This window comes from Streptomyces viridosporus, from assembly GCF_002078235.1.
Taxonomy (GTDB): domain Bacteria; phylum Actinomycetota; class Actinomycetes; order Streptomycetales; family Streptomycetaceae; genus Streptomyces; species Streptomyces viridosporus.
Window position 1 is genome coordinate 1 of the sequence record NZ_MSGP01000216.1, and the last position, 21,929, is coordinate 21,929.

The window sequence follows — 21,929 nt, forward strand, 5'->3', positions numbered from 1 at the left end:
TGACGTCCCTGCTGGCCGCCTCGCGCGGCGGCACCGGACGTCCGATCACCGCCGGCTACCCGGCGACCACCGCCACCTCCCTGGCCTCCGTCGGCACCGGCCTGCCGCCCGGCGCGCACGGCCTGCCCGGCTACACCGTGCGCAACCCGGACACCGGCGAGCTGATGAACCAGCTGCGCTGGCAGCCCTGGGCCCCGCCCGGCCCGTGGCAGCCGTACCCCACGGTCTTCCAGCTGGCCCACCGGGCGGGCGTGCACGCCGCCCAGGTCACCTCCCCGGCCTTCGAGAACACCCCGCTGACCAAGATCGCGCTCAGTGGCGGCACCTTCCTCGGACGGCTGTCCGGCGAGGAGCGCATGGACGCCGCGGCCGAGCAGCTGGCCGCCGCCGACCGCTCCCTGGTCTACACGTACTACGCCGAGGTCGACGGCGCGGGCCACCGCTTCGGCGTCGACTCCGACACCTGGCGCGGCCAGCTCATGTACGTCGACCGCCTGGTCCAGCGCCTGGCCGAGCAACTGCCCCCGCGCAGCGCGCTCTACGTCACCGCCGACCACGGCATGGTCGACGTCCCGTTCGACGAGGAGCACCGCATCGACTTCGACGAGGACTGGGAGCTCGGCGCCGGCGTGGCGCTGCTCGGCGGCGAGGGGCGCGCCCGTCACGTCTACGCCGTGCCCGGAGCCGAGAACGACGTGCTGACCTGCTGGCGCGAGGTGCTCGGCGAGCAGTTCTGGGTGGCCTCGCGGGACGAGGCGATCGAGGCGGGCTGGTTCGGGCCGTCGGTCGACGCACGCGTGTACCGGCGGATCGGCGACGTGGTGGCCGCCGCGCGGGACGACGTCCTGCTGATCGCCTCCGAGCGGGAGCCGAACGAGTCGGCGATGGTCGGCAACCACGGTTCGATGACCCCTGCCGAGCAACTGGTCCCCCTGCTCGAAGTACGCTCCTGAAGCCCGCCCGACCCACCGTCCCGACCCACCGTCCGACGTCCCGTCCCCGACGCCCCAGGCCGAAAGGTGCCCGACCCCCCATGCCAGAGCTGGTGTTCTTCTCCGGAACGATGGACTGCGGGAAGTCGACACTGGCTCTCCAGATCAGCCACAACCGGTCGGCGAGAGGCCTGCAGGGTGTGATCTTCACCCGCGACGACCGCGCGGGGGAGGGGAAGCTCTCCTCGCGGCTGGGCCTGGTCACGGAGGCCGTCGAGGTCACCGAGGGCATGGACATGTACCGGTACCTGGTCGACCGGCTGTCCCGGGGCGGCAAGGTCGACCACGTGATCGTGGACGAGGCCCAGTTCCTCGCGCCGGAGCAGATAGACCAGTTGGCGCGGGTCGTGGACGACCTCGGGCTCGACGTCTTCGCCTTCGGCATCACCACCGACTTCCGCACCAAGCTCTTCCCCGGCTCGCAGCGGCTGATCGAGCTGGCCGACCGGATCGAGACCCTCCAGGTGGAGGCCCTGTGCTGGTGCGGCGCCCGGGCGACGCACAACGCCCGCACGGTGGACGGGGAGATGGTGGTCGAGGGCGCCCAGGTGGTCGTGGGCGACGTCAACCGCCCGGCGGAGGAGGTCGGTTACGAGGTCCTGTGCCGCCGCCACCACCTCCGCCGGATGACCAGGACCTCGGTCCGCGCGGGCGTGCTGTCCCCCGACGTCCTGCCGGTGACGTCGGTCTGACGCACCGGTACGCGGAACGCCCCCGCCGGGAGCCCCGCACGGTACCCTGCGCGGGTGACCCCGCGACCTCCCCCGTTCGCGGGGTCACGCGCGTACGCGCCGCCCGCCTCCGCGACGAAACCACGCGCGCCGGGCGTGGACGGGCCGCCGCCGGAGCAGAATGCAGGGGCGTGCGCATCGGCGTCAGGACGGCGCCGGCCGCCTCCGCACCGTGACGTTGCCGCGGGGGAGGGGGCCGGGCACCGGTGCTGACGTGCCGTCGGACGCCCTGCGCCCCCGCCGCCGTCCCGCTCCCACCCGATCCGGAGAAGGCATGGAGCCCCGTTCCCGACGCCACGTCCGAGGCCGCCGCCGTGCCGCCGCCGCACTCGTCGCCGCCGTGCTCGCCACGGCGGTGCCGGTGGCGGCCGCGGACTCCCCCGGGGCACGGGCCCCGTCGGTGCCGCTGCGGGTGGCGACCTACAACATCCACGCCGGGGCCGGCGCGGACCAGGTCTTCGACCTCGACCGCACCGCGGAGGCCCTACGCGACCTGAGGGCCGATGTGATCGGCCTTCAGGAGGTCGACGTGCACTGGGGCACCCGCAGCGATTTCGTCGACGAGGCCCGCGCGCTCGCCGGGAAGCTGGGCATGCGCGTGTTCTTCGCACCGATCTACGACCTGGACCCGGCCGCCCCGGGCGGGGAGCGACGGCGGTTCGGCGTCGCCGTGCTGAGCCGCTACCCGGTGCTCGACGCGGAGAACCACGAGATCACCCGGCTCTCGACCCAGACACCCGATCCGGTGCCGGCCCCGGCGCCCGGCTTCGCCGAGGTGACGGTCGACGTGAGGGGCGCGCACGTGCACGTCTACTCCACACATCTGGACTACCGGGCCGACCCGTCGATCCGCGCGGCCCAGGTCGCGGACATGCTCGAGGTGCTCGCCGCCGACCGCGGACCGAAGGTCCTGGTCGGCGACTTCAACGCCGAGGCCACGGCTCCGGAGTTGGCGCCGCTGTGGCGGCGCCTGCGGGACGCCGCGCCCGGCGGGGGCGGGACGTACCCGGCGGTCGACCCGGTCAAGCGCATCGACCTGGTCACCGTCTCGCCCGACATCACCGTGGTCGGCGCCGAAGCGGTGGCGACGCGGGCGTCGGACCACCGCCCCGTGGTCGCGGACCTGAGGCTGCACCGGCGCGGCCGCTGAACCAGGCCGGCGCAGCCTTCGGTGAGGCGGTGCGTCACTCCTGCTCGGAGACGCTCATCTCGCCCAGCAGCGACCAGTCGTCCTGCGGAACCGTCGCGTTCACGATCCGGGGCGTCTCGACCAGGTGGGGCGGCAGCGTCCGCTGTGCGGTCCTGAAGTGCTCGGACTGCACGTGGGCCGCTCCCGCCTCGTCGTCGCGGAAGGCCTCGACCAGGACGTACTCCGTCGGGTCCTCGACGCTGCGCGACCAGTCGAACCACAGGCACCCCGGCTCCTCGCGGGTGGCCGTGGTGAAGTCGGCGGCGATCTCCGGCCACCGGTCGGCGTACTCGGGGCGGACACGGAACTTGGCGGTGATGAAGATCATCGGTCTCCCTGGTCGGGTCTGTGCGCGCGGTCGCGCCACGGGACGTACAGCAGGTTATGACGGCCGTGGTGGAAGCGGAGCGCCCACCCCCGCCGTCCGCGACGACGGGGTGCCCGGCACCCCGCGGCTCATTCGACGCCGCTGGGCGTGGGCTGCGGCGTCCGGCCCGCCAGGACGTCCTCGAGCCGCGGGGTGCCCTGCTCCACGGCGGCCTTGGTGGTGTCGTGGTCGGCGCCGTCGAGTCCGCCGTTGGTGACCGTGATCGCGTTCGCGCCGATCCGGACCGCGGCGACGTCCAGGGTGAGGGTCACGGGGTCGCCGCCGCTGGTGCCCTTCACCGTCACGGTCAGTCCCTGCCGGTCGTCGCCCTCCTCGGGCAGGGACATCTCGACGACCTGGACGGTGCGCTGGCCGCCGCCGCTACCGGTGAGGGTGAACTGGTCGCAGGTGTCGGGCAGTGACTTCAGCCACGTCATCGAGTCGTCGAGGTCGTCCTCCTGGTAGGCGGCGACCTGGTAGAGCAGCCGGGAGTCGCCCTCCTGGAAGCCGGTGAGCGCCGACGCCCCGGACGGTTTGCCCAGCAGGGTCTCGTCGTAGAGCGCGTTCACGAGGCGCTGACAGGCCTCGGCGTCGCTCTTCCCGTTGAGGAACTCCGCCACGTCCACCTGTCCGACGAGCAGGGAGTCCCGCCAGGACTGCGGGTCCTTCACCTGGTCCCAGTAGTCCTCGATGTCCGACTCGGTGATCAGCGCGTTCCGCGCCCCGGTCTCGGTGAGGTCCGAGGCGGGGGACGCGGTGGTCCGCGCGGCGAGGGGCCGCTCGGCGACGGTGGTGCCGGTCTCCGACTCGGTCACCGTGCGGTCGTCCCCGCCGGAGCAGGCCGCCGTGAGGAGCAGCGTCCCGGTGGCCAGGAGGGCGGCCGGCGCACGGGCCGACCGGGCGGCCGGACGCGGCGCGCACGCACGAGCCGTGACCCCGTGGGGCGAGCGGAGGTTCGAGCGAGAGGTGGTCACGAGGGCCTCCTGGGAACGGGACGGTCGCCCGGCGCCTACCTGCCCCGGACGGCTCCCCCCTTGTCCCTCCACCGCACCACCGGCCCGCCCGGGCGACCAGCACAGCGGGGTCATACGGGTGAAGGCCGACCGCCGTCCGGCACGACCGCCGCCCACGGTTTTTGCGGTGGCCGCTCCCGGACCGGACGGGGCCGGAGGCGACGGGTGCACGGCCCGCGACCGGCCGGCGTACGGGACGACCCCGTCCCCGCCCGACGGCCGGTCGCGGGCCGCGGGCCCGGCCGGCGAACGGTCCGGCAGGAGGGCCGAGGAGGAACCGGGGCGCGGGACGGCCGCCTCGAGCCGCGTGCCCCGGTTCAGCGCGCGTCGTTCGGCGGCGCCGCGCCCGGTGACGCGGCCGGCGAGTCGGGCTTGGGCAGGCCCGGGGCCAAGAAGAACACGAAGAAGGGATCCCACTGACATGCCGACCCTCTCCCGCAAGCAGTACGCCGACCTGTTCGACCCCACGGTGGGCGACCGGTTCCGGCTGGCCGACACCAACCTCGTCGTCGAGGTCGAGAAGGACGTCCGCGAGGGCTCGTACGGCGACGAGGTGGTCTACGGCGGCGGCAAGACCATGCGCGACGGCATGTCCGCCGACCCGCAGGCCACCGCCGCGCAGGGCGCCCTCGACCTCGTGATCACCAACGTCGTGGTCATGGACCCGGTGGTCGGCGTGGTCAAGTGCGACATCGGCGTCGAGGACGGCTTCATCGCGGGCATCGGCAAGGCCGGCAACCCGCAGACCCAGGACTCCGTCGACCCCCGGCTCGTCATCGGCACCGGTACGGAGGTCATCGCCGGCGAGCACCTGATCGCGACCGCCGGGGCCATGGACGCGCACGTCCGCCTCATCACCCCCCAGCAGTGCGAACAGGCCCTCAGCAACGACATCACCACGCTGTTCGGCGACGGCATCGGGCCGACGGACGGGACCAACGGCACGACCTGCACCCCCGACCCCTACAACCTCGCCCGCATCCTGCAGGCCGCCGAGGACCTGCCGGTCAACCTCGGCGTCATGGGCGAGGGGTGGTCCCGGGGGACGAGGGGGCCGCCCGCCGGGCGGCGCTCCGCAGCCAGTCCGTCGTCGCCAGGGCGAGCCGCGCCGCGTCCTGCGGGTGCCGTTCGAAGGGGAGTTCGTCGATGCGGTAGGAGATGTCGCTGAGCGTCTCCTCGTCGGTCTCCGGCGGCAGGACGCCCTCCAGCCCGGAGGGAAGCGGCTCCTCGGCACGGGACGAGCGCAGGGCCTCGACGACCCCGGCGTCGTCGCTGTACCGGTCGAGGGTGCCCGTCAGCACGACCAGCCGTGCGGTCAGGCGCGGAAGGCCGGGGTGGCGGTCCAGCCACTGCAGCAACCGGGGCTCGCCGCCGAGGTGTTCGGTGACCGTGTACAGCCGTTCCTTGGCCCTCGGCGACAGGGACCAGCCCAGGGGGAGGACCTCGGCGACCTCCTCAGCGAGCCGCGGCTCCTCCGTGGGGTCCAGCGTGCCGTCGGCGAACCGGAGGACCTTCTCCTGGTCCAGGCCGAACGTGTCCGGCCCGACCCGGTGCCGCGTGGGACGCGAGGCGCCCGGCCGCCGATGCAGCAGGTGACCGGCGAGCTTGCTGGGCGGCTTGTCGTGCACGGATCCTCCCGGCGGACCGCTGTGGTGAGGTCTTCCCGGCCGACGAGTCCCCTGCCGGGACGGCCGCCGGCGGCGGCCCTGTCGCCGGACGTGCTCCCGGCGCGTCCACCCGACCGGTGCGGTTCAGCGCGGCCCCTGCAGCAGCGCGAACCGCGCCCCCTCCCGGTCCGCCACCGTGGCGACGCGGCCGTGGGGGGAGTCGCGGGCCGGTGTGAGGACCTGGCCGCCCAGGTGCCGGACGTGGTCGACCGCGTCGTCCGTGTCGGCCACGGTGAAGTACGTCGTCCAGTGCGGCCCCCGGCCCCGGGGCACGGCGCGGCCCACCCCGTGGACGCCGGCCACGGGGCGGTCGTCCAGGCGCAGGGTGATGTAGTCGAAGTCCGCGGATACCTCCGGCTCCTCGTCGTAGCCGAACACCGTCTCGTAGAACTTGGCGACGGTCTCCGACTCGAAGGTCGTCAGCTCGTTCCAGGCGGGGGTGCCGGGGACGCCGGTGATCGAGGTGCCGAGGTGCCCGGCGGCCTGCCAGACGCCGAAGACGGCGCCGCAGGGGTCGGAGCAGATCGCCAGCCGTCCGGCGGCGGAGGCGTCCAGCGGGCCGACCCCGACCGTGCCGCCGCGAGAGCGCACCGCCTCCGCCGTCGCGTCCGCGTCGGCCGAGGCGAAGTAGGGCGTCCACGCGACCGGCAGCCGGCGGTCCGGCGGCAGCAGGCCGATGCCGGCCACGTCGTGTCCGTCGAGCAGGGCGCGCACATAGGGGCCGAGCGGCTGGGGGCCGGGCCGGAACTCCCAGCCGAACAACGCTCCGTAGAACTCCTCGGTCGCGTCCAGCGAGTGCGCCATCAGGCTCACCCAGCAAGGTGTGCCGGGTGCGTGCGGCGTTCCGCCGTTCGGGCGGGCGGCCCCCCGTGCGTCGGTCATCGTCACTCTCTCCTCGGCCGCCCTCACGGCGGCCGTGCTCTTCTCGACCCCGGAGGGGGCCGAGCCGCGTCCGCTCCGCGGACCGTCCCCGCGCCCGCGCGACGGTGTCTGCTCCCGGAGGATGCCCGATGCGCGGGCCCTCGTCCTCTTCGGCGCGCTGGCCGCCGGGTGTCGATCGGTTGTACAGCATGTGCCCGATCCCGTACGCCTGGTGACCGGAGCTGCTCGGCCGAGCAGAGTAGCCGGACCGGGACGCCTCGGCCACCCCGTGCGCGAGGATGGGGTCATGAACGCCACCATCTCCGCATCCGCACTCGCGCGGGAGCTGACGGCCGGGAACCCGCCCGTCCTGCTCGACGTCCGCTGGCAGCTCAGCACGGCCAAGGCGACCGGTGAGCCGCCGTTCGACGGCCGGGCCGCCTACCGGGCGGGACACCTTCCCGGCGCCGTCTTCGTGGACCTGGACGGGGAGTTGGCCTCCGCGCCGGGTGAGCGCGGACGCCATCCGCTGCCCGACCTCGCGGAGTTCGGCGCCGCGATGCGCCGGGCGGGCGTGTCGTCGGGGACACCGGTGGTCGTGTACGACGGGGGCATGGGCTGGGGGGCCGCCCGCGCCTGGTGGCTGCTGCGGTGGACGGGTCACCCGGACGTGCGGGTCCTCGACGGCGGGTTGCCGTCCTGGGAGGGGCCGCTGGAGACGTCGGAGCCGGCCCCGGCCGAGGGCGACTTCACCCCCGTGCCGTCGGCGACCGGGCTGCTCGACGCCGACGGCGCGGCGGCGCTGGCGCGCTCCGGGGTGCTGCTGGACGCACGCGCGGGGGAGCGGTACCGGGGCGAGGTGGAGCCGATCGACCGGGTCGGCGGACACATCCCCGGCGCGGTCTCGGCACCCACGACGGAGAACGTCGGCCCGGACGGCCGTTTCCTGCCCGCCGGGGAACTGCGCGCGCGCTTCGAGGAGTTGGGCGTGTCCGGGGACGCGCCGGTCGGTGTGTACTGCGGCTCCGGGGTCTCCGGGGCCCACGAGGTGCTGGCGCTGGCGGTCGCGGGCATCCCGGCGGCGCTGTACGTCGGATCCTGGTCGGAGTGGTCCTCGGACCCGGAGCGGCCGGTCGCGGTGGGGCCCGACCCGCAGTGACCGGGAACGGGAAGGGGCGCTCACCGCGTGGCGAGCGCCCCCGGGTCCGTCGTCCGCCGCCGCCGCCCGTACGGCGGCGGCGCACGGAACCGGACCGCTCCCGTCCTCCGGGCTACTCCTGCTTCTTGCGGCGCGTCCCGAACACGATCTCGTCCCAGCTCGGCACCGCCGCACGGCGGCCCGGCCGGACGCCGTCCGCCTCGGCCTGACGGTCGGTGGCACCGATGAGGCGGTCCCGGTGACTGCCGACCGAACGGGGCATCAGCACGTCCGCGTAGGCGGAACCGGCCGAGGCCGCGGGAGCCGGCGGCTCCTCCGCCTCGGGCTCGGAGTCGGGCTCCTCGGAGTCGGGCTCGGGCGTCCGCTCGGGGACGACCAGGTCGCCCCGGAAGCTGGGCACCGCCTCCAGCAGGCTGGTCAGCGAGTCCCGCTCGCCCGAGGCCGTGACCGCCGTGGACTCCTCGGCGGGCTCGGACGCCTGTGCGGGCAGGCTCGGCCGCTCGCGGTCGCCGGAACGGTCCGGCGGACGGTCGCGCGGCAGCCGGGCGATGCGCGGGACGAACGGGAAGCTGGGCTCGGGCGCGGCGAGGTCGTCGGACTCGCCGATCAGCGAGCGCGCCTCGTCGTCGACGGCCTGGACGAGCCGCCGGGGCGGGTCGTAGGTCCAGCTCGCCGAGTGCGGTTCCCCCGCCACCCGGTAGACCAGCAGCACCTCCCAGGTGCCGTCGTCGCGGCGCCAGGAGTCCCACTGGACGGTGTCCTTCTCCGCGCCGCGCAGCAGCAGCCGCTCCTGGACGGCCTCGCCCAGCGGGGGGCCGGAGTTCTCACCGGGGCGGCGGACCGGGGTCTTGCGGGCGCGCTCGGCCATGAAGGCGCGCTCGGCGAGGACGGGGCCCTCGAAGCGGCGTACGCGGTCCACGGGGATGCCGGCCATCTGCGCGACCTCCTCCGCGGTCGCGCCGGCCCTTATACGCGCCTGGATGTCGCGGGGGCGGAGGTGGCTCTCCACCTCGATCTCGATCTGGCCGAGGCGGGGACGGTCGCCGCGCACGGCGGCGCGGAGCCGTTCGTCGATCGGAAGCGTGTACTCCGTGCTGTCCGCAGCCTTCAGCACCAGCCGTGTGCCGTCATTCGAGACGGCCACGACACGCAGTTCGGGCATGGGGACCTCCCGGGTGGTGCCTGCCGACGTCACGTGCGTCGCTGCTTCCGCTAGTCGAGTGTGGCCTGCCCGGGTGCAGCCTGCCACAACCTTGCCGAGTTGCCCGGCGTGTCGGGCGCGGGCCCTGGATCGCCGTTATGGCACGGTTACCTGTTCGCAACGCTAAGTGACCAACTGCGTCACCCTGTGCAACTAGCCCCCTCCCGGCGGTCCTCGGGGACCCGGGCACCCTGACGGGAGACCGGACCCAGGGCTCGCCACAGTACTCCATTCGGGCCACGTGCGTGGATGGGCGCGCCGACCGACTTCTGGCAAGGGGTCGGACTTGGCCGCCGTTGCCCAACTGTCCGGATTCCGAACGTGGGAAATTTCACCCGACCGCCAGAAACGGAACCTGTGATTTCGCTCGTGCGTCCCCTTCTCGTACGGTTGATCGCTCACATTCGGGAAAAGCGAACAAGGTCCAGTAATGCGCGGAAAGTCGGAAGCTGCGGGAGAGTCGAGTGCCCCGGAGGAGGGGAAACGGCGGCGGGTCGAGCTGAGCGTGCCGCAGGTCGCGGGCAGTGCCGCGGCCACGGTGCTGGGTGCCCAACTCGCCTCGTCCTTCGGTGTCTACGGGACGATCCTGGGTGCCGGCGTCGTCAGTGTCGTCGCCACCTGCGGCGGAACGCTCTTCCAGCACTTCTTCACGCGCACCGGTGAGCAGGTGCGGGGGGCCACCGCGAGGACCGGGCGGACCGGCGGGCGGACGCCGCCCGCGCCCGGGGAGTTCACCGAGGGCACGGTGTACCGGGCGAAGCGCCGGGCGGGAGCCGGGAACTGGAAACGGCCGGTGGCCGCGGCGTTCCTCGTCTTCGCGGTCGCGATGACCGGGATCACCGCCTACGAGCTCGCCTCCGGCCGCAGCCTCAGCGGCGAGCGGGGCACCACGGTCGGTGACGCGGTCTCCGGGTCCTCCGGCTCCACCGGGCGGGACCCCGGCCCCTCCGACGGGGAGTCCGGCACGTCCGGGCCCTTCGAGGACTCCGACCGGGACGAACCGGCGCCCACCCCGACCGGCACCCCCGGCGTTCCCGAGGGGACCGGCCCCACCGACGGCGCCTCTCCCGGGGGGACGTACGGCCCGACGCCGTCGCCGGAGATCACCGGAACGGAGGACCCCGGCGTCACGAGCCCGGACCCCGGCACGTCCGTCACGCCCCCAGGACCCTCCGCAGATGGTCGTTCCGAAACCGGCGCTCCGGGTCGAGACGGTCCCGCAGTGCCGTGAACTCGGCGAAGCGCGGATACACCCGGGAGAAGTACGCGGCGTCCCGGGTGTGGATCTTCCCCCAGTGGGGCCGCCCCTCGTGCGCGGTGAAGATGCGTTCGGCCGCGGTGAAGTACCCCTGATAGGGGGTGCCCCTGAACATGTGGACGGCGATGTACGCGCTGTCGCGCCCGGACGCCGTGGACAGGGTGATGTCGTCGGCCGGGGCGGTGCGCACCTCGACGGGGAAGCTGACCCGCAGGGGGGAGCGGTCGACCATCGCCTTCAACTCGCGCAGCGTCTCCACCAGGGCCTCGCGCGGGACGGCGTACTCCATCTCCACGAAGCGCACCCGGCGCGGTGAGGTGAACACCTTGTAGGGAATGTCGGTGTAGGTCCGCGCGGACAGCGCCCTGCTGGAGACCTGCGCGATGGCCGGGACGGCCGCGGGCACCGCGCGGCCGACCCAGTTGACCACCTGGAAGACGCCGTTGGAGAGGAACTCGTCCTCGAACCATCCCCTGAGCTGCGGCACCGGCCGTTCGGGCCCCGCGCTGCGGTTGTTGCGCTTGGTGTTGGTGTTGCCGGTGTGCGGGAACCAGTAGAACTCGAAGTGCTCGTTCTCGGCGTGCAGTCGGTCGAACTCGGCGCAGACCCGGTCGAAGGGCATCGGCTCCTCGCGGGCGTGGAGCAGGAAGATCGGCTCCACCGCGAAGGTGATCGCGGTGACGATCCCGAGGGCGCCGAGGCCGATGCGGGCGGCGGCGAAGACCTCCGGGTTCTCCTCCCGGGAGCAGGTGAGCACCGAACCGTCGGCGGTGACCAGTTCCAGGCCCCGGATCTGGGCGGCGAGGGAGGCGGAGTCGCGGCCGGTGCCGTGGGTGCCGGTGCTGGTGGCCCCGGAGACCGTCTGCTCCATGATGTCGCCCATGTTGGTCAGCGACAGGCCCTCGCGCGCGAGGGCCACGTTGAGTCTTCTCAGCGGAGTGCCGGCCTCGACCGTGACGGTGCCGGCCGCGCGGTCGATGTCGCGTATGCCGGTCAGCAGGTGGGGGCGGACCAGCACGCCGTCGGTGGCGGCTATGGAGGTGAAGGAGTGCCCGGTGCCCACCGGCTTCACCGTCAGGCCGTCCTCGGCGGCCCGGCGCACGGCGGCGGCCAGTTCGTCGACCGAGGCGGGCGTGACCTCCCGGGCGGGACGGACGGAGACGTTGCCTCCCCAGTTACGCCACGTGCCGTTCTTCGCGCTCGCTGTGCTGCCCAACGGAGCCTCCCCGACCCGGAGCCGGCCGCTTGAGCCGGCGGTACCCGAGGAAACCGACCACGACCGCGACGGCCCCGGAGACCGCCGGGACCCCGTACCCCGCCCGCGCCCCGGCCGCGTCGATCACCCAGCCGGCCACGGAGGAGCCGAGCGCGACACCGACCGCGAGCCCGGTGCTCACCCAGGTCATCCCCTCGGTGAGCTGCGCTCGGGGTACGTGCTTTTCGATGAGGGACATCGTCGTGATCATCGTGGGAGCGATGGACAGACCCGCAACGAACAGCGCCACGGCCAGAAACGGCAGGTTCCCGACCAGTAGGAGGGGGATCATACTCACGGCCATCGCACACACGCCCAGCAGCCACCGGCGTTCCGCCGCCCCCGCGAAGCGCAGCAGCCCGAACACGACGCCCGCCGCGCAGGAGCCCAGCGCGTACACGGAGAGCACCACACTGGCCGCGGTCTTGTGCCCCTCCTCCTCCGCGAAGGCCACGGTGACCACGTCGACGGCCCCGAAGATCGCCCCCGTCGCCACGAACGTCGCGACCAGGACCTGCAGGCCGGCGGAGCGCAGCGCGGTGCCGCCGCCCGAGCGCTCGCGCGGATGGGGCGCGGGTTCGGTGGCGCGCTGCTCGGTCAGCCAGAAGACGCCGACCGCGAGGAAGCACGCCGCGAGCAGCGGACCGGCCTCCGGGAACCAGGCGGTGGACAGCCCGATGGAGATGATCGGCCCGAAGATGAAGCAGATCTCGTCCACCACGGACTCGAAGGAGTACGCCGTGTGCAGGCGCGGGGTGCCCCGGTACAGGGCGGCCCAGCGGGCCCGGACCATCGCGCCGACGCTCGGCACGCAGCCGATGCCGGCGCAGCAGACGAACAGGACCCAGTCCGGCCCGTCGTAGTGCGCGGCCAGCAGCAGCCCCGCCGCGGCGACGAGCGAGATCAGCGTCGCCGGACGCAGCACCCGCCGCTGCCCGTACTGGTCCACCAGACGGGAGACCTGCGGGCCGGCCACGGCGGCGGCCAGCGCGATGGTGGCCGCCAGGGCGCCGGCCAGGCCGTAGCGCCCCGTGAGCTGGGAGACCATGGTCACCACGCCGATGCCCATCATGGACAGCGGCATGCGGCCGAGGAACCCCGCGGCGGAGAAGGCCTTGCTGCCGGGCGCGGCGAACAGGGCGCGATAAGGGGTGGGCACGGGGTCTCCGAAGGTCTCAGTAAGGTGCGACCGCAGTCGATACAGCTTACTGGTTAGGTCACCCTAACGCACCCGGAAGCGCCGCCCCGCACCCCGTCCTTCCCCGGCCGTCGGTGCCGAGTGGCAGGATCGAGACATGTCTGACCTGCTCGATGCCACCCCCTATGACGCCCTGCTCCTGCTCTCCTTCGGCGGCCCCGAAGGCCCGGACGACGTGGTCCCGTTCCTGGAGAACGTCACGCGCGGACGCGGCATCCCCAAGGAACGCCTGAAGGAAGTCGGGCAGCACTACTTCATGTTCGGTGGGGTCAGCCCCATCAACGACCAGAACCGTGCCCTGCTGGACGCGCTGCGCAAGGACTTCGCCGACCACGGCCTGGACCTGCCGGTCTACTGGGGCAACCGCAACTGGGCGCCGTACCTCACCGACACCCTCCGCGAGATGGTGCGGGACGGCCACCGCCGCATCCTGGTCCTGGCCACCAGCGCCTACGCCTCGTACTCCGGCTGCCGCCAGTACCGCGAGAACCTCGCCGACGCGCTCGCGGCCCTGGAGGCGGAGGGCCTGGAGCTGCCGAAGCTCGACAAGCTGCGGCACTACTTCAACCACCCCGGCTTCCTGGAGCCCATGATCGACGGGGTGATCCGGTCGCTCGCCGACCTCCCCGAGGAGGTCCGGGACGGGGCGCACCTCGCCTTCTGCACCCACTCGATCCCCACCTCCGCCGCCGACACCTCCGGCCCGGTCGAGGAGCACGGCGACGGCGGCGCCTACGTCCGGCAGCACCTGGACGTGGCCCGGCTGATCGCCGACGCCGTCCGGGAGCGCACCGGCGTGGACCGCCCCTGGCAGCTCGTCTACCAGTCCCGCTCCGGCGCCCCGCACATCCCCTGGCTGGAGCCCGACATCTGCGACCACCTCGAGGAGCGGCACGCGGCCGGGGTCCCGGCCGTGGTGATGGCCCCCATCGGCTTCGTCTCCGACCACATGGAGGTCATCTACGACCTCGACACCGAGGCCCGTGCCAAGGCGGAGGAGCTGGGCCTGCCGGTGCGCCGCTCGGCGACCGTCGGCGACGACCCGCGGTTCGCCGCCGCGATCCGCGAGCTGGTCCTGGAGCGCGCCGCCACCGAGCGCGGGCAGGACGTCACGCCGTGCGCCCTGGGCGCGCTGGGCGCCAGTCACGACCTCTGCCCGGTCGGCTGCTGCCCGGCCCGCGCCCCGCACCCCGCCGCCGCGGGCGCCGACAGCCCCTACGCATGAGGAGCCCCGTGACCGACCCCCTGCACGCGGAACTGCTCCACCTCGCCCGCGAGGCGGCCCGGCGCGCGGGCGAGCTGCTGCGGGACGGCCGACCGGCCGACCTGGCGGTCGCCGCCACCAAGTCCAGCCCGATCGACGTCGTCACCGAGATGGACCTCGCGGCCGAGAAGCTGATCACCACGCTGATCGCCGAGCGCCGTCCGCAGGACGGCTTCCTCGGCGAGGAGGGCGCCACCAGCGAGGGCACCAGCGGCATCCGCTGGGTGATCGACCCGCTCGACGGCACGGTCAACTACCTGTACGGCCTGCCCACCTGGGCCGTCTCCATCGCCGCCGAGCAGGACGGCGAGACGGTGGCCGGAGCCGTCGCCGCCCCGATGCGGGGCGAGGCCTACCACGCGGTGCGCGGCGGTGGCGCCTGGGCCACGGGTGCCTGGGACGGCGAGCGCAGGCTCACCTGCCGGCCCGCACCGCCCCTGGACCAGGCCCTGGTCTCGACCGGCTTCAACTACGTCGCCGGGGTCCGCACCCACCAGGCCGACGTCGCGCAGCGGCTGATCCCCCTGCTGAGGGACATCCGGCGCGGCGGTTCGGCCGCGGTGGACCTGTGCGACGTGGCCGCGGGCCGCCTCGACGGCTACTACGAGCGCGGACTGCACCCCTGGGACCTCGCCGCGGGTGACCTGATCGCCCGCGAGGCGGGCGCGCTGACCGGCGGGCGCCCCGGCCGGCGCCCGTCGTGGGACCTCGCGGTCGCGGCCACCCCGGGGGTCTTCGAGCCCCTCCAGCGGCTCCTGGAGGACTTCGGGGCCTGGCACGACTAGGGAACCGCGGAGCACGGGCCACCGGCACCGGCACGGGCCCACAGGTCCCCGGCACGGGCCCACCGGCGCCCGCCGCCCCGGAGGGGACGAAGCGGAGGAGGGGAACAGGAGGACGGACGAACAGGAAAGCGGGCCCCGGCGCTGGATTCGCCGGGGCCCGCTTCCCACGGGCTGATCAGACGCCGGACGCGCCGACCTCCACGCCATGCTCGGCGGCGAGGCGGCGCAGGTCGTCGAGCTCGCCCTGCTCCACCTCGACGAGGAAGTCGTCGCCCTCGTCACGAGCCCGCGTCAGGTCGGACTCGGTCGCCTTTATGCGCTGCAGAAGTCCTGCGGTGAATGCGTCCATGCTGCGCCCCCTCGTCCTGGGTCGGTGGGTCGGTGGCACGGGGGTGTGCCGTTCGGAAGGGATGATCACGTCTGAAGCGGATGCCCGGTCCCGTACGGCCGGAGGCCACGGTGCCGGGCATCCACGCCCGCTCTGCGGAAGCAATTCGATGCGTACCGCATGGTGGTGCGGTACGTGCAGAGCGTGATCGCGGGATGTAAGACCCGTCCTCCCCAAGCTGCCTTCCGGGGAAACCTCACCGCGCGAGAAAATCTTGTATTCGCGTCCCGTTCCCCCGGACGTTTCCCGGCCCCGCACCTGTTCGCCACCGTGCCCGCGCCGGCCGCCCACTTGCCTTACCGCCGACTTATGGACGGAAAAGGCAGGATGGAGGCCGACACACCCACGGCATCCCTGCAGCGTGCGCCCACCGGCGCCGCCCGGCAGGACATGAGGAAGGACAAGCGACGTGCGCGTACTCGTCGTCGAGGACGAGCAACTGCTCGCCGATGCGGTGGCCACCGGACTGCGCCGGGAGGCCATGGCCGTCGACGTCGTGTACGACGGTGCGGCCGCCCTGGAGCGCATCGGCGTCAACGACTACGACGTGGTGGTCCTCGACCGCGACCTCCCGCTCGTGCACGGTGACGACGTCTGCCGCAGGATCGTCGAGCTCGGCATGCCCACGCGCGTCCTGATGCTCACGGCGTCCGGTGACGTCAGTGACCGCGTCGAGGGGCTGGAGATCGGCGCCGACGACTACCTGCCCAAGCCCTTCGCGTTCAGCGAGCTCATCGCACGCGTGCGTGCCCTCGGACGGCGTACGAGCGTGCCGCTGCCGCCCGTTCTGGAGCGCGCCGGGATCAAGCTCGACCCCAACCGCCGCGAGGTCTTCCGCGACGGCAGGGAGGTCCAGCTCGCGCCCAAGGAGTTCGCCGTCCTGGAGGTGCTCATGCGCAGCGAGGGCGCGGTCGTCTCCGCGGAGCAGCTGCTGGAGAAGGCCTGGGACGAGAACACCGATCCCTTCACCAACGTGGTGCGGGTGACCGTGATGACCTTGCGCCGCAAGCTGGGCGAGCCGCCGGTCATCGTGACCGTGCCCGGCTCCGGTTACCGGATCTGATGAACGATGGCTGCCACCCCCGCGCCCCCCACCGCGCCCCCCAAGCCCACCTGGGACCCGAGGAAGCCGGAGCCGCCCTTCCCGTGGCTGCGCCCGACCATCCGGATACGTCTCACGCTGCTGTACGGCGGCATGTTCCTGATCGCCGGCATCCTGCTGCTGTCGATCATCTACCTGCTGGCCGCCCAGGCCCTGCACGACGGCAGCGGCCAGTCCTTCAAGGTGATCGGCACCAACATAACCATCACCAGCGAAACCTGTCCGCAGCTGCAGGGCGCGACCGACAACAGCCAGCTCAACGAGATGTTGAAGCAGTGCAACGCGGCGCAGCGCCAGCACGCCCTGGACGACCTGCTCAGCCGCTCCCTGGGGGCCCTGCTGGGCCTCGCCGTCATCGCCTTCGCCTTCGGCTACGCCATGGCGGGCCGGGTGCTGTCGCCGCTGGGCCGGATCACCCGCACCGCCCGTGCGGTGGCGGGCTCGGACCTGTCCCGCCGGATCGAGCTGGACGGCCCGGACGACGAGCTGAAGGAGCTGGCCGACACCTTCGACGACATGCTGGAGCGGCTCGAGCGCGCGTTCACCGCCCAGCAGCGCTTCGTCGGCAACGCCTCGCACGAGTTGCGCACCCCGCTGGCGATCAACCGCACGCTCCTGGAGGTGCACCTCTCCGACCCGAACGCGCCGGTGGAGCTCCAGCAGCTCGGCAAGACCCTGCTGGCCACCAACGAGCGCAGTGAGCAGCTCGTCGAGGGCCTGCTGCTGCTCGCCCGCAGCGACAACCAGATCGTCGAGCGCAAGGCCGTGGACCTCGCCGAGGTGGCCTCCCAGGCCGTCGACCAGGTGCACGCCGAGGCGGAGGCCACGGGCGTGGAGATCCGCTCCAGCAGCGAGCCCGCGGTCGTCCAGGGCAACGGCGTGCTGCTGGAGCGGATCGCCCTGAACCTGGTGCAGAACGCCGTGCGCTACAACGTGCCCGAGGGCGGCTGGGTCGAGGTCACCACCCGGGTCCAGCACGGCCAGGCGGTCCTGGAGGTGTCCAACACGGGCCCGGTCGTGCCGGCGTACGAGATCGACAACCTCTTCGAGCCGTTCCGGCGGCTGCGCACCGAGCGCACGGGCAGCGACAAGGGCGTGGGACTCGGGCTGTCCATCGTCCGGTCGGTGGCCCGGGCGCACGGCGGGCACGTCTCGGCCCGCCCGCGCGAGGGCGGCGGGCTCGTGATGCGCTTCACCCTGCCCGTCTGAGATCATGCCGTCGACACACGGGGATGTTCGCTTCGCGCGGAATCCTCGGACCACCTTCCGGACGTCCCCGTGTGTGATCGATCACACGGACGATTTTCCGGCCATCTACTCTCCGTGATCATGCGACCCGTGGAAAGGCCGGGAAAATCCCGGTTTTCAGGTCCCCTGATCACGGGAAGTACAGGGTGAGGCGGCTTTGAAGTGCGGCATTCGGACCGTGTACGGTCCCCTTCGCCATCCAAGCCGATCACTCATGAGGAGTCCGGTTGGGTGTCGATTGAGTAACAGACCTTGATGTGAGGCAAAATCTCCGCCTCAGGTCGGGCACAAGTCCGGCCTCTCACGCGTTACGTGCGCTGGAGACACCGCAGACACCCAGAGGGGGAGAGCGACATGGCAACCGATTACGACACTCCACGCAAGACCGACGACGACGTCGACTCGGACAGCCTCGAAGAACTGAAGGCCCGCCGGAACGACAAGTCGGCCTCCGCCGTGGACGTCGACGAGTTCGAGGCCGCCGAGGGCCTCGAGCTGCCCGGGGCGGACCTTTCGAACGAGGAACTGGCCGTCCGGGTACTTCCCAAGCAGCAGGACGAGTTCACTTGCATGAGCTGCTTCCTGGTGCACCACCGCAGCCAGCTGGCCCGCGAGAAGAACGGCCAGCCGATCTGCCGCGACTGCGACTGAGGAGGGGTCGGCCGTGACTGGCTCGACCCCTCCCCGGAAGCGCCGCTTCCTCCAGAGGGGAGCGGACAAAGGGCCGCAGGACGGCCCGCAGCACGACACGCGTGACGACGAGCGGGGCTCAACCGGTACCGGGGCGGCCTCGCTCGAATCGGCAGTCGACCGGGGTGACCTCCCGGTGTCCGTGGAGGTCACCGCCCCCGTGGCCCGTCGGCGGGCCGCGGCGTTCCGGGAGAAGGCCAGGGAGGGCGCCCGCAAGGGCGGTGCCCGCGCGCGTGCGGGGCTGGCGCACCTCGCGGACCGGGTCGTCGAGATCGCCCCGCGCGTGCCCGTACGGGACCTGGGGACGCTGCGCGACCAGTTCCCCGGACTCGGCCCGGAGGAGCTCGCCGACAAGCTCGTGGCGGGAGCCACGAGGGCCACGGCGACCGTCGGGGCCGGAGTCGGTGCGGCGGCGATGCTCCCCGTGCCGCCCGCGATACCGACGGAGCTGGCCGCCGAGATCACCGGCGTCGCGGCGATCGAACTCAAGCTGATCGCCGAACTCCACGAGGTCTACGGCGTACGGCCGGCCGGCGGCCTCACCCAGCGCAGCACCGTGTACCTGAACTCCTGGTCGGAGGAGCGCGGGATCGAGGCGACGAAGCCCTCGACCGTGAGCGCGGCGATGAACAGCCGCATGAAGCGCGAACTGCGCCAGCGGATCATGAAGCGCACGGTCCGCAACCTGCCGAACCTGATGCCGTTCCTGGTGGGAGCCGCCGTCGGCGCGGTCATGAACCGCCGGGACACCAGAAAGCTCGCCGACCGCATCCGGACCGACCTGCGCAAGATCCAGGTGCCCTGGGACGCGCTGCCCGCGCTCCCCGCCCTGGAGCGGCCCGCGGACGCCCTGGACATGGACCGCCTTCCCGAGGACGCCCTCAAGGAGCTCGGCGGCCGCACCGGGAGGACCACCGGGAGGACGGGGAAGGGCGAAGGGCACGGGAGACCGTGAGGCGCCTCCCGGGTGAGGCCTCGCCCGCGTGTTCCCCCGGGTGACCCCCAGGCGGCCTTCTGCCGCGGCTACGCGGCGGCCTTCGCCGCCCGCAGCGCCTCGGCCAGCCGCTCCGGCTCACGGGTCGACAGGAAGACGTAGGGGGTCGGGTCCTCCGGGTCCGTGATCTCCACGCGCAGCGCCCCGGGGATGTAGGCGCGCAGCAGCATGAAGGAGCGCGGGTCGGCCTTGTGGGTGCGCCAGGCGCGGGCCTCCTCGGCGTCCAGGACCTCCGCCTCGCCCAGCGCCGTCACCGGGATCCTCGCCTCGCCCGCGATCAGGCTGCCGCCCACGACCCGGATGCGCACCGCGCCGTAGGAACTGGCCACGACCGCCGCGACGGCGGTGCCGCAGGCCAGACCGCCGAGCATCGGCAGCGTGCCGAACGGCAGCAGGATCAGCGCCATCGAGACCCCCACCAGGAAGGAGATCAGCCACCAGGAGCGGGGAGCGGTCAGGCGTTCTTCGTACGGGGCGGCGGAGAGCTGCATGGATCCAAGCTTGGCACGGTGCCGGGGCGGGACCGCAATCAGGGCGGCCGGGGTGAAGCGCTGTCCGGCGGGGCGGGGATGGGCGGCGGACGGGCGGGTAAGGTCTGCGGCTGTGAGTGGTACTTCCGCAGCCCTTCAGCCCCCGGCCGGCGCCGTGAAACCGGTGCGCCACCCGGACGCCCCCGCGCCCGGCGAACTCCTCGGTGCCCACTACGGCCAGTGTTTCGGCTGTGGTGACGAGCAGGCCCACGGGCTGCACCTCCAGGCCCGTGCCGGCCAAGGGGTGTCGATCACCGCCGAGTTCACCGTGCAGGCCGCCCACCAGGGCGCCCCGGGCCTCGCGCACGGCGGGGTGCTCGCCACCGCCCTGGACGAGGCGCTCGGCTCGCTGAACTGGCTGCTGCGCGTCATCGCGGTGACCGGCAGGCTGGAGACCGACTTCGTCCGCCCCGTGCCGGTCGGCACGACGCTGCACCTGGAGGCGGAGGTCACGGCGGTGGCCGGACGGAAGATCTACAGCAGCGCCACCGGACGCATCGGCGGCCCGGACGGACCCGTCGCGGTCCGTGCCGACGCGCTGTTCGTCGAGGTCAAGGTCGACCACTTCGTCGACCACGGCCGCGAGGAGGAGATCCGGGCCGCGATGAACGACCCGGACCAGGTCCGGCGGGCCCGCGCCTTCGAGGTGAACCCGTGAGCGAGCCCCGCGGCGGCGGGCTCGAGGTGCTGATCCGGCGCGTCGACCCGGACGTACCGCTTCCGGCGTATGAGCACCCGGGTGACGCGGGAGCCGATCTGCGGACCACCGAGGCGTGCCGACTGGCTCCCGGCGAGCGGGCCGTACTGCCCACCGGCCTGTCTGTGGCGCTGCCCGAGGGGTACGCGGCCTTCGTGCACCCGCGATCCGGTCTCGCCGCCCGTTGCGGCGTCGCCCTGGTGAATGCCCCAGGGACGGTTGATGCCGGGTACCGTGGGGAGATCAAGGTGATCGTGGTGAATCTCGACCCGCGCGAGACCGTGCGGTTCGAGCGCTTCGACCGGATTGCCCAACTGGTCGTCCAGCAGGTCGAGAGGGTCCGCTTCGTGCCGGTGGCGGAGCTTCCCGGCTCGGCGCGGGCCGAGGGGGGCTTCGGGTCCACCGGCGGGCATGCCTCGGTGGAGGGCGAGAGAGGCACAAGCGGTCAGGCCGCCCTGGGCGGCACAGCGGGTGGGAATCGATACGCTTCGGTCGTATCCGACCGGGAAGGACAGTGACGTGTTCGGACGTCGCAAGAAGAGGGATGCCGCCGAGGGTGCGGCCGGCGAGGCCGAGCAGGTCGTCGACGGTGTCGACACTGAGGCGGACGGTGAGGCCGGGCGGCTGAGGCTCGAGCCGGCCCCGCGGCCCGACGGGCCCTGGGACAGGTCCGAGGTCCGTGAACCCGGCGAGGGCCGGGTCGACCTGGGCGGTCTGTTCGTGCCCGGCGTCGACGGCATGGAGCTGCGGGTCGAGGTCGCGGGCGACGCGATCGTCGCGGCCACCGTCGTGCTGCGCGACAGCGCCATCCAGCTGCAGGCCTTCGCCGCTCCCAAGCGCGAGGGCATCTGGGGCGAGGTGCGCGAGGAGATCGCGGCCGGGATCACCCAGCAGGGCGGCATCATCGACGAGGTCGAGGGTCCGCTGGGCTGGGAGCTGCGGGCCCAGGTGCCGGTGCAGCTGCCGGACGGGACCGGCGGCTTCCAGGTCGTGCGGTTCGTCGGCGTGGACGGCCCCCGCTGGTTCCTGCGCGGGGTGATCTCGGGCCAGGGCGCGGTGCAGCCGCAGGCCGCCGGGCTGCTGGAGCAGATCTTCCGGGACACGGTCGTGGTGCGCGGCGACGGGCCGATGGCACCGCGCGACCCGATCGTCCTGAAGCTGCCGAACGACGCCCAGATGGTCCCGGAGAACGTCCAGCAGGAGGAGGGCTCCCGCTTCGCGGGCGGCATGGGCCAGTTGCAGCGCGGGCCGGAGATCACCGAGGTCCGCTGACACGAGGGACTTCCGACCGGGGCCGCGCCCGCAGGGTGCGGCCCTTCGTGGTGCGCGGCCCCTTGACG

The 21,929-nt window shown here is 73.1% G+C and carries 23 protein-coding genes and 1 pseudogene; 15 read left to right on the forward strand and 9 right to left on the reverse strand.

The window, feature by feature from the left end:
• The 3 genes from B7L92_RS15825 to B7L92_RS15835 form a co-directional block, all read left to right on the forward strand.
• A partial coding sequence (locus B7L92_RS15825; protein ID WP_081238245.1) for an alkaline phosphatase family protein occupies positions 1-953 on the forward strand: 953 nt, incomplete at its 5' end.
• A gap of 80 nt (positions 954-1,033) precedes the next feature.
• Positions 1,034-1,684, forward strand: coding sequence for a thymidine kinase (locus B7L92_RS15830; protein WP_081238246.1), 651 nt, complete (start codon positions 1,034-1,036; stop codon positions 1,682-1,684).
• Between the two features lie 313 nt (positions 1,685-1,997).
• Entirely contained in the window at positions 1,998-2,873 is an 876-nt protein-coding gene (locus B7L92_RS15835; protein WP_081238247.1) for an endonuclease/exonuclease/phosphatase family protein, read from the forward strand.
• 34 nt (positions 2,874-2,907) lie between these two features.
• On the opposite strand, the gene B7L92_RS15840 is transcribed toward B7L92_RS15835, so the two are convergent.
• Complete coding sequence (locus tag B7L92_RS15840; RefSeq protein ID WP_081238248.1) at positions 2,908-3,240, reverse strand: putative quinol monooxygenase; 333 nt, start codon at positions 3,238-3,240, stop codon at positions 2,908-2,910.
• Positions 3,241-3,368: 128 nt separating this feature from the next.
• A complete protein-coding gene (locus tag B7L92_RS15845) occupies positions 3,369-4,253 on the reverse strand; it encodes a hypothetical protein (protein WP_081238249.1) in 885 nt (294 codons plus the stop codon).
• 460 nt (positions 4,254-4,713) lie between these two features.
• Between B7L92_RS15845 and B7L92_RS15850 the strand changes: the two are divergent.
• Positions 4,714-5,325: pseudogene (locus B7L92_RS15850) on the forward strand (amidohydrolase family protein); the annotation flags it as partial.
• Here the strand turns inward: B7L92_RS15850 and B7L92_RS15855 are convergent.
• A complete protein-coding gene (locus B7L92_RS15855; RefSeq protein WP_081238250.1) occupies positions 5,312-5,920 on the reverse strand; it encodes a hypothetical protein in 609 nt (202 codons plus the stop codon). The pseudogene B7L92_RS15850 and the gene B7L92_RS15855 overlap by 14 nt on opposite strands.
• A gap of 123 nt (positions 5,921-6,043) precedes the next feature.
• A complete protein-coding gene (locus B7L92_RS15860; protein ID WP_081238251.1) occupies positions 6,044-6,841 on the reverse strand; it encodes a VOC family protein in 798 nt (265 codons plus the stop codon).
• A gap of 286 nt (positions 6,842-7,127) precedes the next feature.
• On the opposite strand from B7L92_RS15860, the gene B7L92_RS15865 reads away from it, so the two are divergent.
• Entirely contained in the window at positions 7,128-7,979 is an 852-nt protein-coding gene (locus B7L92_RS15865; RefSeq protein ID WP_081238252.1) for a sulfurtransferase, read from the forward strand.
• Positions 7,980-8,091: 112 nt separating this feature from the next.
• On the opposite strand, the gene sepH is transcribed toward B7L92_RS15865, so the two are convergent.
• Positions 8,092-9,141, reverse strand: coding sequence for a septation protein SepH (gene sepH, locus B7L92_RS15870; protein ID WP_081238253.1), 1,050 nt, complete (start codon positions 9,139-9,141; stop codon positions 8,092-8,094).
• 469 nt (positions 9,142-9,610) lie between these two features.
• Here sepH and B7L92_RS15875 point away from each other — a divergent pair, with 469 nt between their 5' ends.
• Complete coding sequence (locus tag B7L92_RS15875; protein ID WP_107501501.1) at positions 9,611-10,411, forward strand: hypothetical protein; 801 nt, start codon at positions 9,611-9,613, stop codon at positions 10,409-10,411.
• On the opposite strand, the gene B7L92_RS15880 is transcribed toward B7L92_RS15875, so the two are convergent.
• Positions 10,335-11,654, reverse strand: a complete 1,320-nt coding sequence (locus tag B7L92_RS15880; protein ID WP_081238255.1) for a D-arabinono-1,4-lactone oxidase — start codon at positions 11,652-11,654, stop codon at positions 10,335-10,337. The genes B7L92_RS15875 and B7L92_RS15880 overlap by 77 nt on opposite strands.
• Positions 11,614-12,852: an MFS transporter gene (locus tag B7L92_RS15885; protein WP_081238256.1), complete on the reverse strand. Its 1,239-nt coding sequence runs from the start codon at positions 12,850-12,852 to the stop codon at positions 11,614-11,616. The genes B7L92_RS15880 and B7L92_RS15885 overlap by 41 nt, the downstream gene beginning before the upstream one ends.
• Positions 12,853-12,988: 136 nt before the next feature.
• Between B7L92_RS15885 and B7L92_RS15890 the strand changes: the two genes are divergently transcribed.
• Positions 12,989-14,116, forward strand: coding sequence for a ferrochelatase (locus B7L92_RS15890; RefSeq protein ID WP_081238257.1), 1,128 nt, complete (start codon positions 12,989-12,991; stop codon positions 14,114-14,116).
• Between the two features lie 8 nt (positions 14,117-14,124).
• Positions 14,125-14,940 carry an inositol monophosphatase family protein gene (locus B7L92_RS15895; RefSeq protein ID WP_081238258.1) on the forward strand — a complete coding sequence of 272 codons (816 nt, stop codon included), beginning with the start codon at positions 14,125-14,127 and terminating at the stop codon, positions 14,938-14,940.
• 175 nt (positions 14,941-15,115) lie between these two features.
• Here the strand turns inward: B7L92_RS15895 and B7L92_RS41095 are convergent, their stop codons facing one another.
• On the reverse strand, positions 15,116-15,289 hold the full coding sequence (locus tag B7L92_RS41095; RefSeq protein WP_016824338.1) for a hypothetical protein: 174 nt from the start codon (positions 15,287-15,289) through the stop codon (positions 15,116-15,118).
• Between the two features lie 448 nt (positions 15,290-15,737).
• Between B7L92_RS41095 and B7L92_RS15900 the strand changes: the two genes are divergently transcribed.
• From B7L92_RS15900 to B7L92_RS15915, 4 genes are all read left to right on the forward strand, one after another.
• Complete coding sequence (locus B7L92_RS15900) at positions 15,738-16,391, forward strand: response regulator transcription factor (RefSeq protein ID WP_004982445.1); 654 nt, start codon at positions 15,738-15,740, stop codon at positions 16,389-16,391.
• 6 nt (positions 16,392-16,397) lie between these two features.
• Positions 16,398-17,639 carry a sensor histidine kinase gene (locus tag B7L92_RS15905; RefSeq protein WP_081238259.1) on the forward strand — a complete coding sequence of 414 codons (1,242 nt, stop codon included), beginning with the start codon at positions 16,398-16,400 and terminating at the stop codon, positions 17,637-17,639.
• A 393-nt stretch (positions 17,640-18,032) separates the two neighbouring features.
• Complete coding sequence (locus B7L92_RS15910; protein ID WP_003993510.1) at positions 18,033-18,329, forward strand: DUF4193 domain-containing protein; 297 nt, start codon at positions 18,033-18,035, stop codon at positions 18,327-18,329.
• A 13-nt stretch (positions 18,330-18,342) separates the two neighbouring features.
• On the forward strand, positions 18,343-19,323 hold the full coding sequence (locus B7L92_RS15915) for a hypothetical protein (RefSeq protein ID WP_081238260.1): 981 nt from the start codon (positions 18,343-18,345) through the stop codon (positions 19,321-19,323).
• A gap of 68 nt (positions 19,324-19,391) precedes the next feature.
• Here the strand turns inward: B7L92_RS15915 and B7L92_RS15920 are convergent, their stop codons facing one another.
• The gene (locus tag B7L92_RS15920; RefSeq protein ID WP_004982440.1) at positions 19,392-19,853 is read right to left on the reverse strand and encodes a DUF3093 domain-containing protein; all 462 of its coding nucleotides are present in this window, start codon (positions 19,851-19,853) and stop codon (positions 19,392-19,394) included.
• Positions 19,854-19,965: 112 nt separating this feature from the next.
• Between B7L92_RS15920 and B7L92_RS15925 the strand changes: the two genes are divergently transcribed.
• Genes B7L92_RS15925 through B7L92_RS15935 form a run of 3 tightly spaced genes read left to right on the forward strand, consistent with a single transcriptional unit; the run spans position 19,966 to position 21,861 of the window.
• Complete coding sequence (locus B7L92_RS15925) at positions 19,966-20,550, forward strand: PaaI family thioesterase (RefSeq protein ID WP_081238261.1); 585 nt, start codon at positions 19,966-19,968, stop codon at positions 20,548-20,550.
• Complete coding sequence (gene dut / locus B7L92_RS15930) at positions 20,547-21,107, forward strand: dUTP diphosphatase (protein WP_081238262.1); 561 nt, start codon at positions 20,547-20,549, stop codon at positions 21,105-21,107. The genes B7L92_RS15925 and dut overlap by 4 nt, the downstream gene beginning before the upstream one ends.
• A 1-nt stretch (position 21,108) precedes the next feature.
• On the forward strand, positions 21,109-21,861 hold the full coding sequence (locus tag B7L92_RS15935; RefSeq protein ID WP_004982437.1) for a DUF3710 domain-containing protein: 753 nt from the start codon (positions 21,109-21,111) through the stop codon (positions 21,859-21,861).
• The last annotated feature ends 68 nt before the right edge of the window (positions 21,862-21,929 follow it).

What these genes read in the sequence shown, in the direction of transcription:
- B7L92_RS15835 (WP_081238247.1), top strand. Translation starts at nt 1,998, where the DNA reads ATGGAGCCCCGTTCCCGACGCCACGTCCGAGGCCGCCGCCGTGCCGCC.
- B7L92_RS41095 (WP_016824338.1), bottom strand. Translation starts at nt 15,289, where the DNA reads ATGGACGCATTCACCGCAGGACTTCTGCAGCGCATAAAGGCGACCGAG.
- B7L92_RS15905 (WP_081238259.1), top strand. Translation starts at nt 16,398, where the DNA reads ATGGCTGCCACCCCCGCGCCCCCCACCGCGCCCCCCAAGCCCACCTGG.
- B7L92_RS15840 (WP_081238248.1), bottom strand. Translation starts at nt 3,240, where the DNA reads ATGATCTTCATCACCGCCAAGTTCCGTGTCCGCCCCGAGTACGCCGAC.
- B7L92_RS15910 (WP_003993510.1), top strand. Translation starts at nt 18,033, where the DNA reads ATGGCAACCGATTACGACACTCCACGCAAGACCGACGACGACGTCGAC.
- B7L92_RS15875 (WP_107501501.1), top strand. Translation starts at nt 9,611, where the DNA reads ATGCGCGGAAAGTCGGAAGCTGCGGGAGAGTCGAGTGCCCCGGAGGAG.
- B7L92_RS15830 (WP_081238246.1), top strand. Translation starts at nt 1,034, where the DNA reads ATGCCAGAGCTGGTGTTCTTCTCCGGAACGATGGACTGCGGGAAGTCG.
- B7L92_RS15860 (WP_081238251.1), bottom strand. Translation starts at nt 6,841, where the DNA reads ATGACCGACGCACGGGGGGCCGCCCGCCCGAACGGCGGAACGCCGCAC.
- B7L92_RS15865 (WP_081238252.1), top strand. Translation starts at nt 7,128, where the DNA reads ATGAACGCCACCATCTCCGCATCCGCACTCGCGCGGGAGCTGACGGCC.
- sepH (WP_081238253.1), bottom strand. Translation starts at nt 9,141, where the DNA reads ATGCCCGAACTGCGTGTCGTGGCCGTCTCGAATGACGGCACACGGCTG.
- B7L92_RS15920 (WP_004982440.1), bottom strand. Translation starts at nt 19,853, where the DNA reads ATGCAGCTCTCCGCCGCCCCGTACGAAGAACGCCTGACCGCTCCCCGC.
- B7L92_RS15890 (WP_081238257.1), top strand. Translation starts at nt 12,989, where the DNA reads ATGTCTGACCTGCTCGATGCCACCCCCTATGACGCCCTGCTCCTGCTC.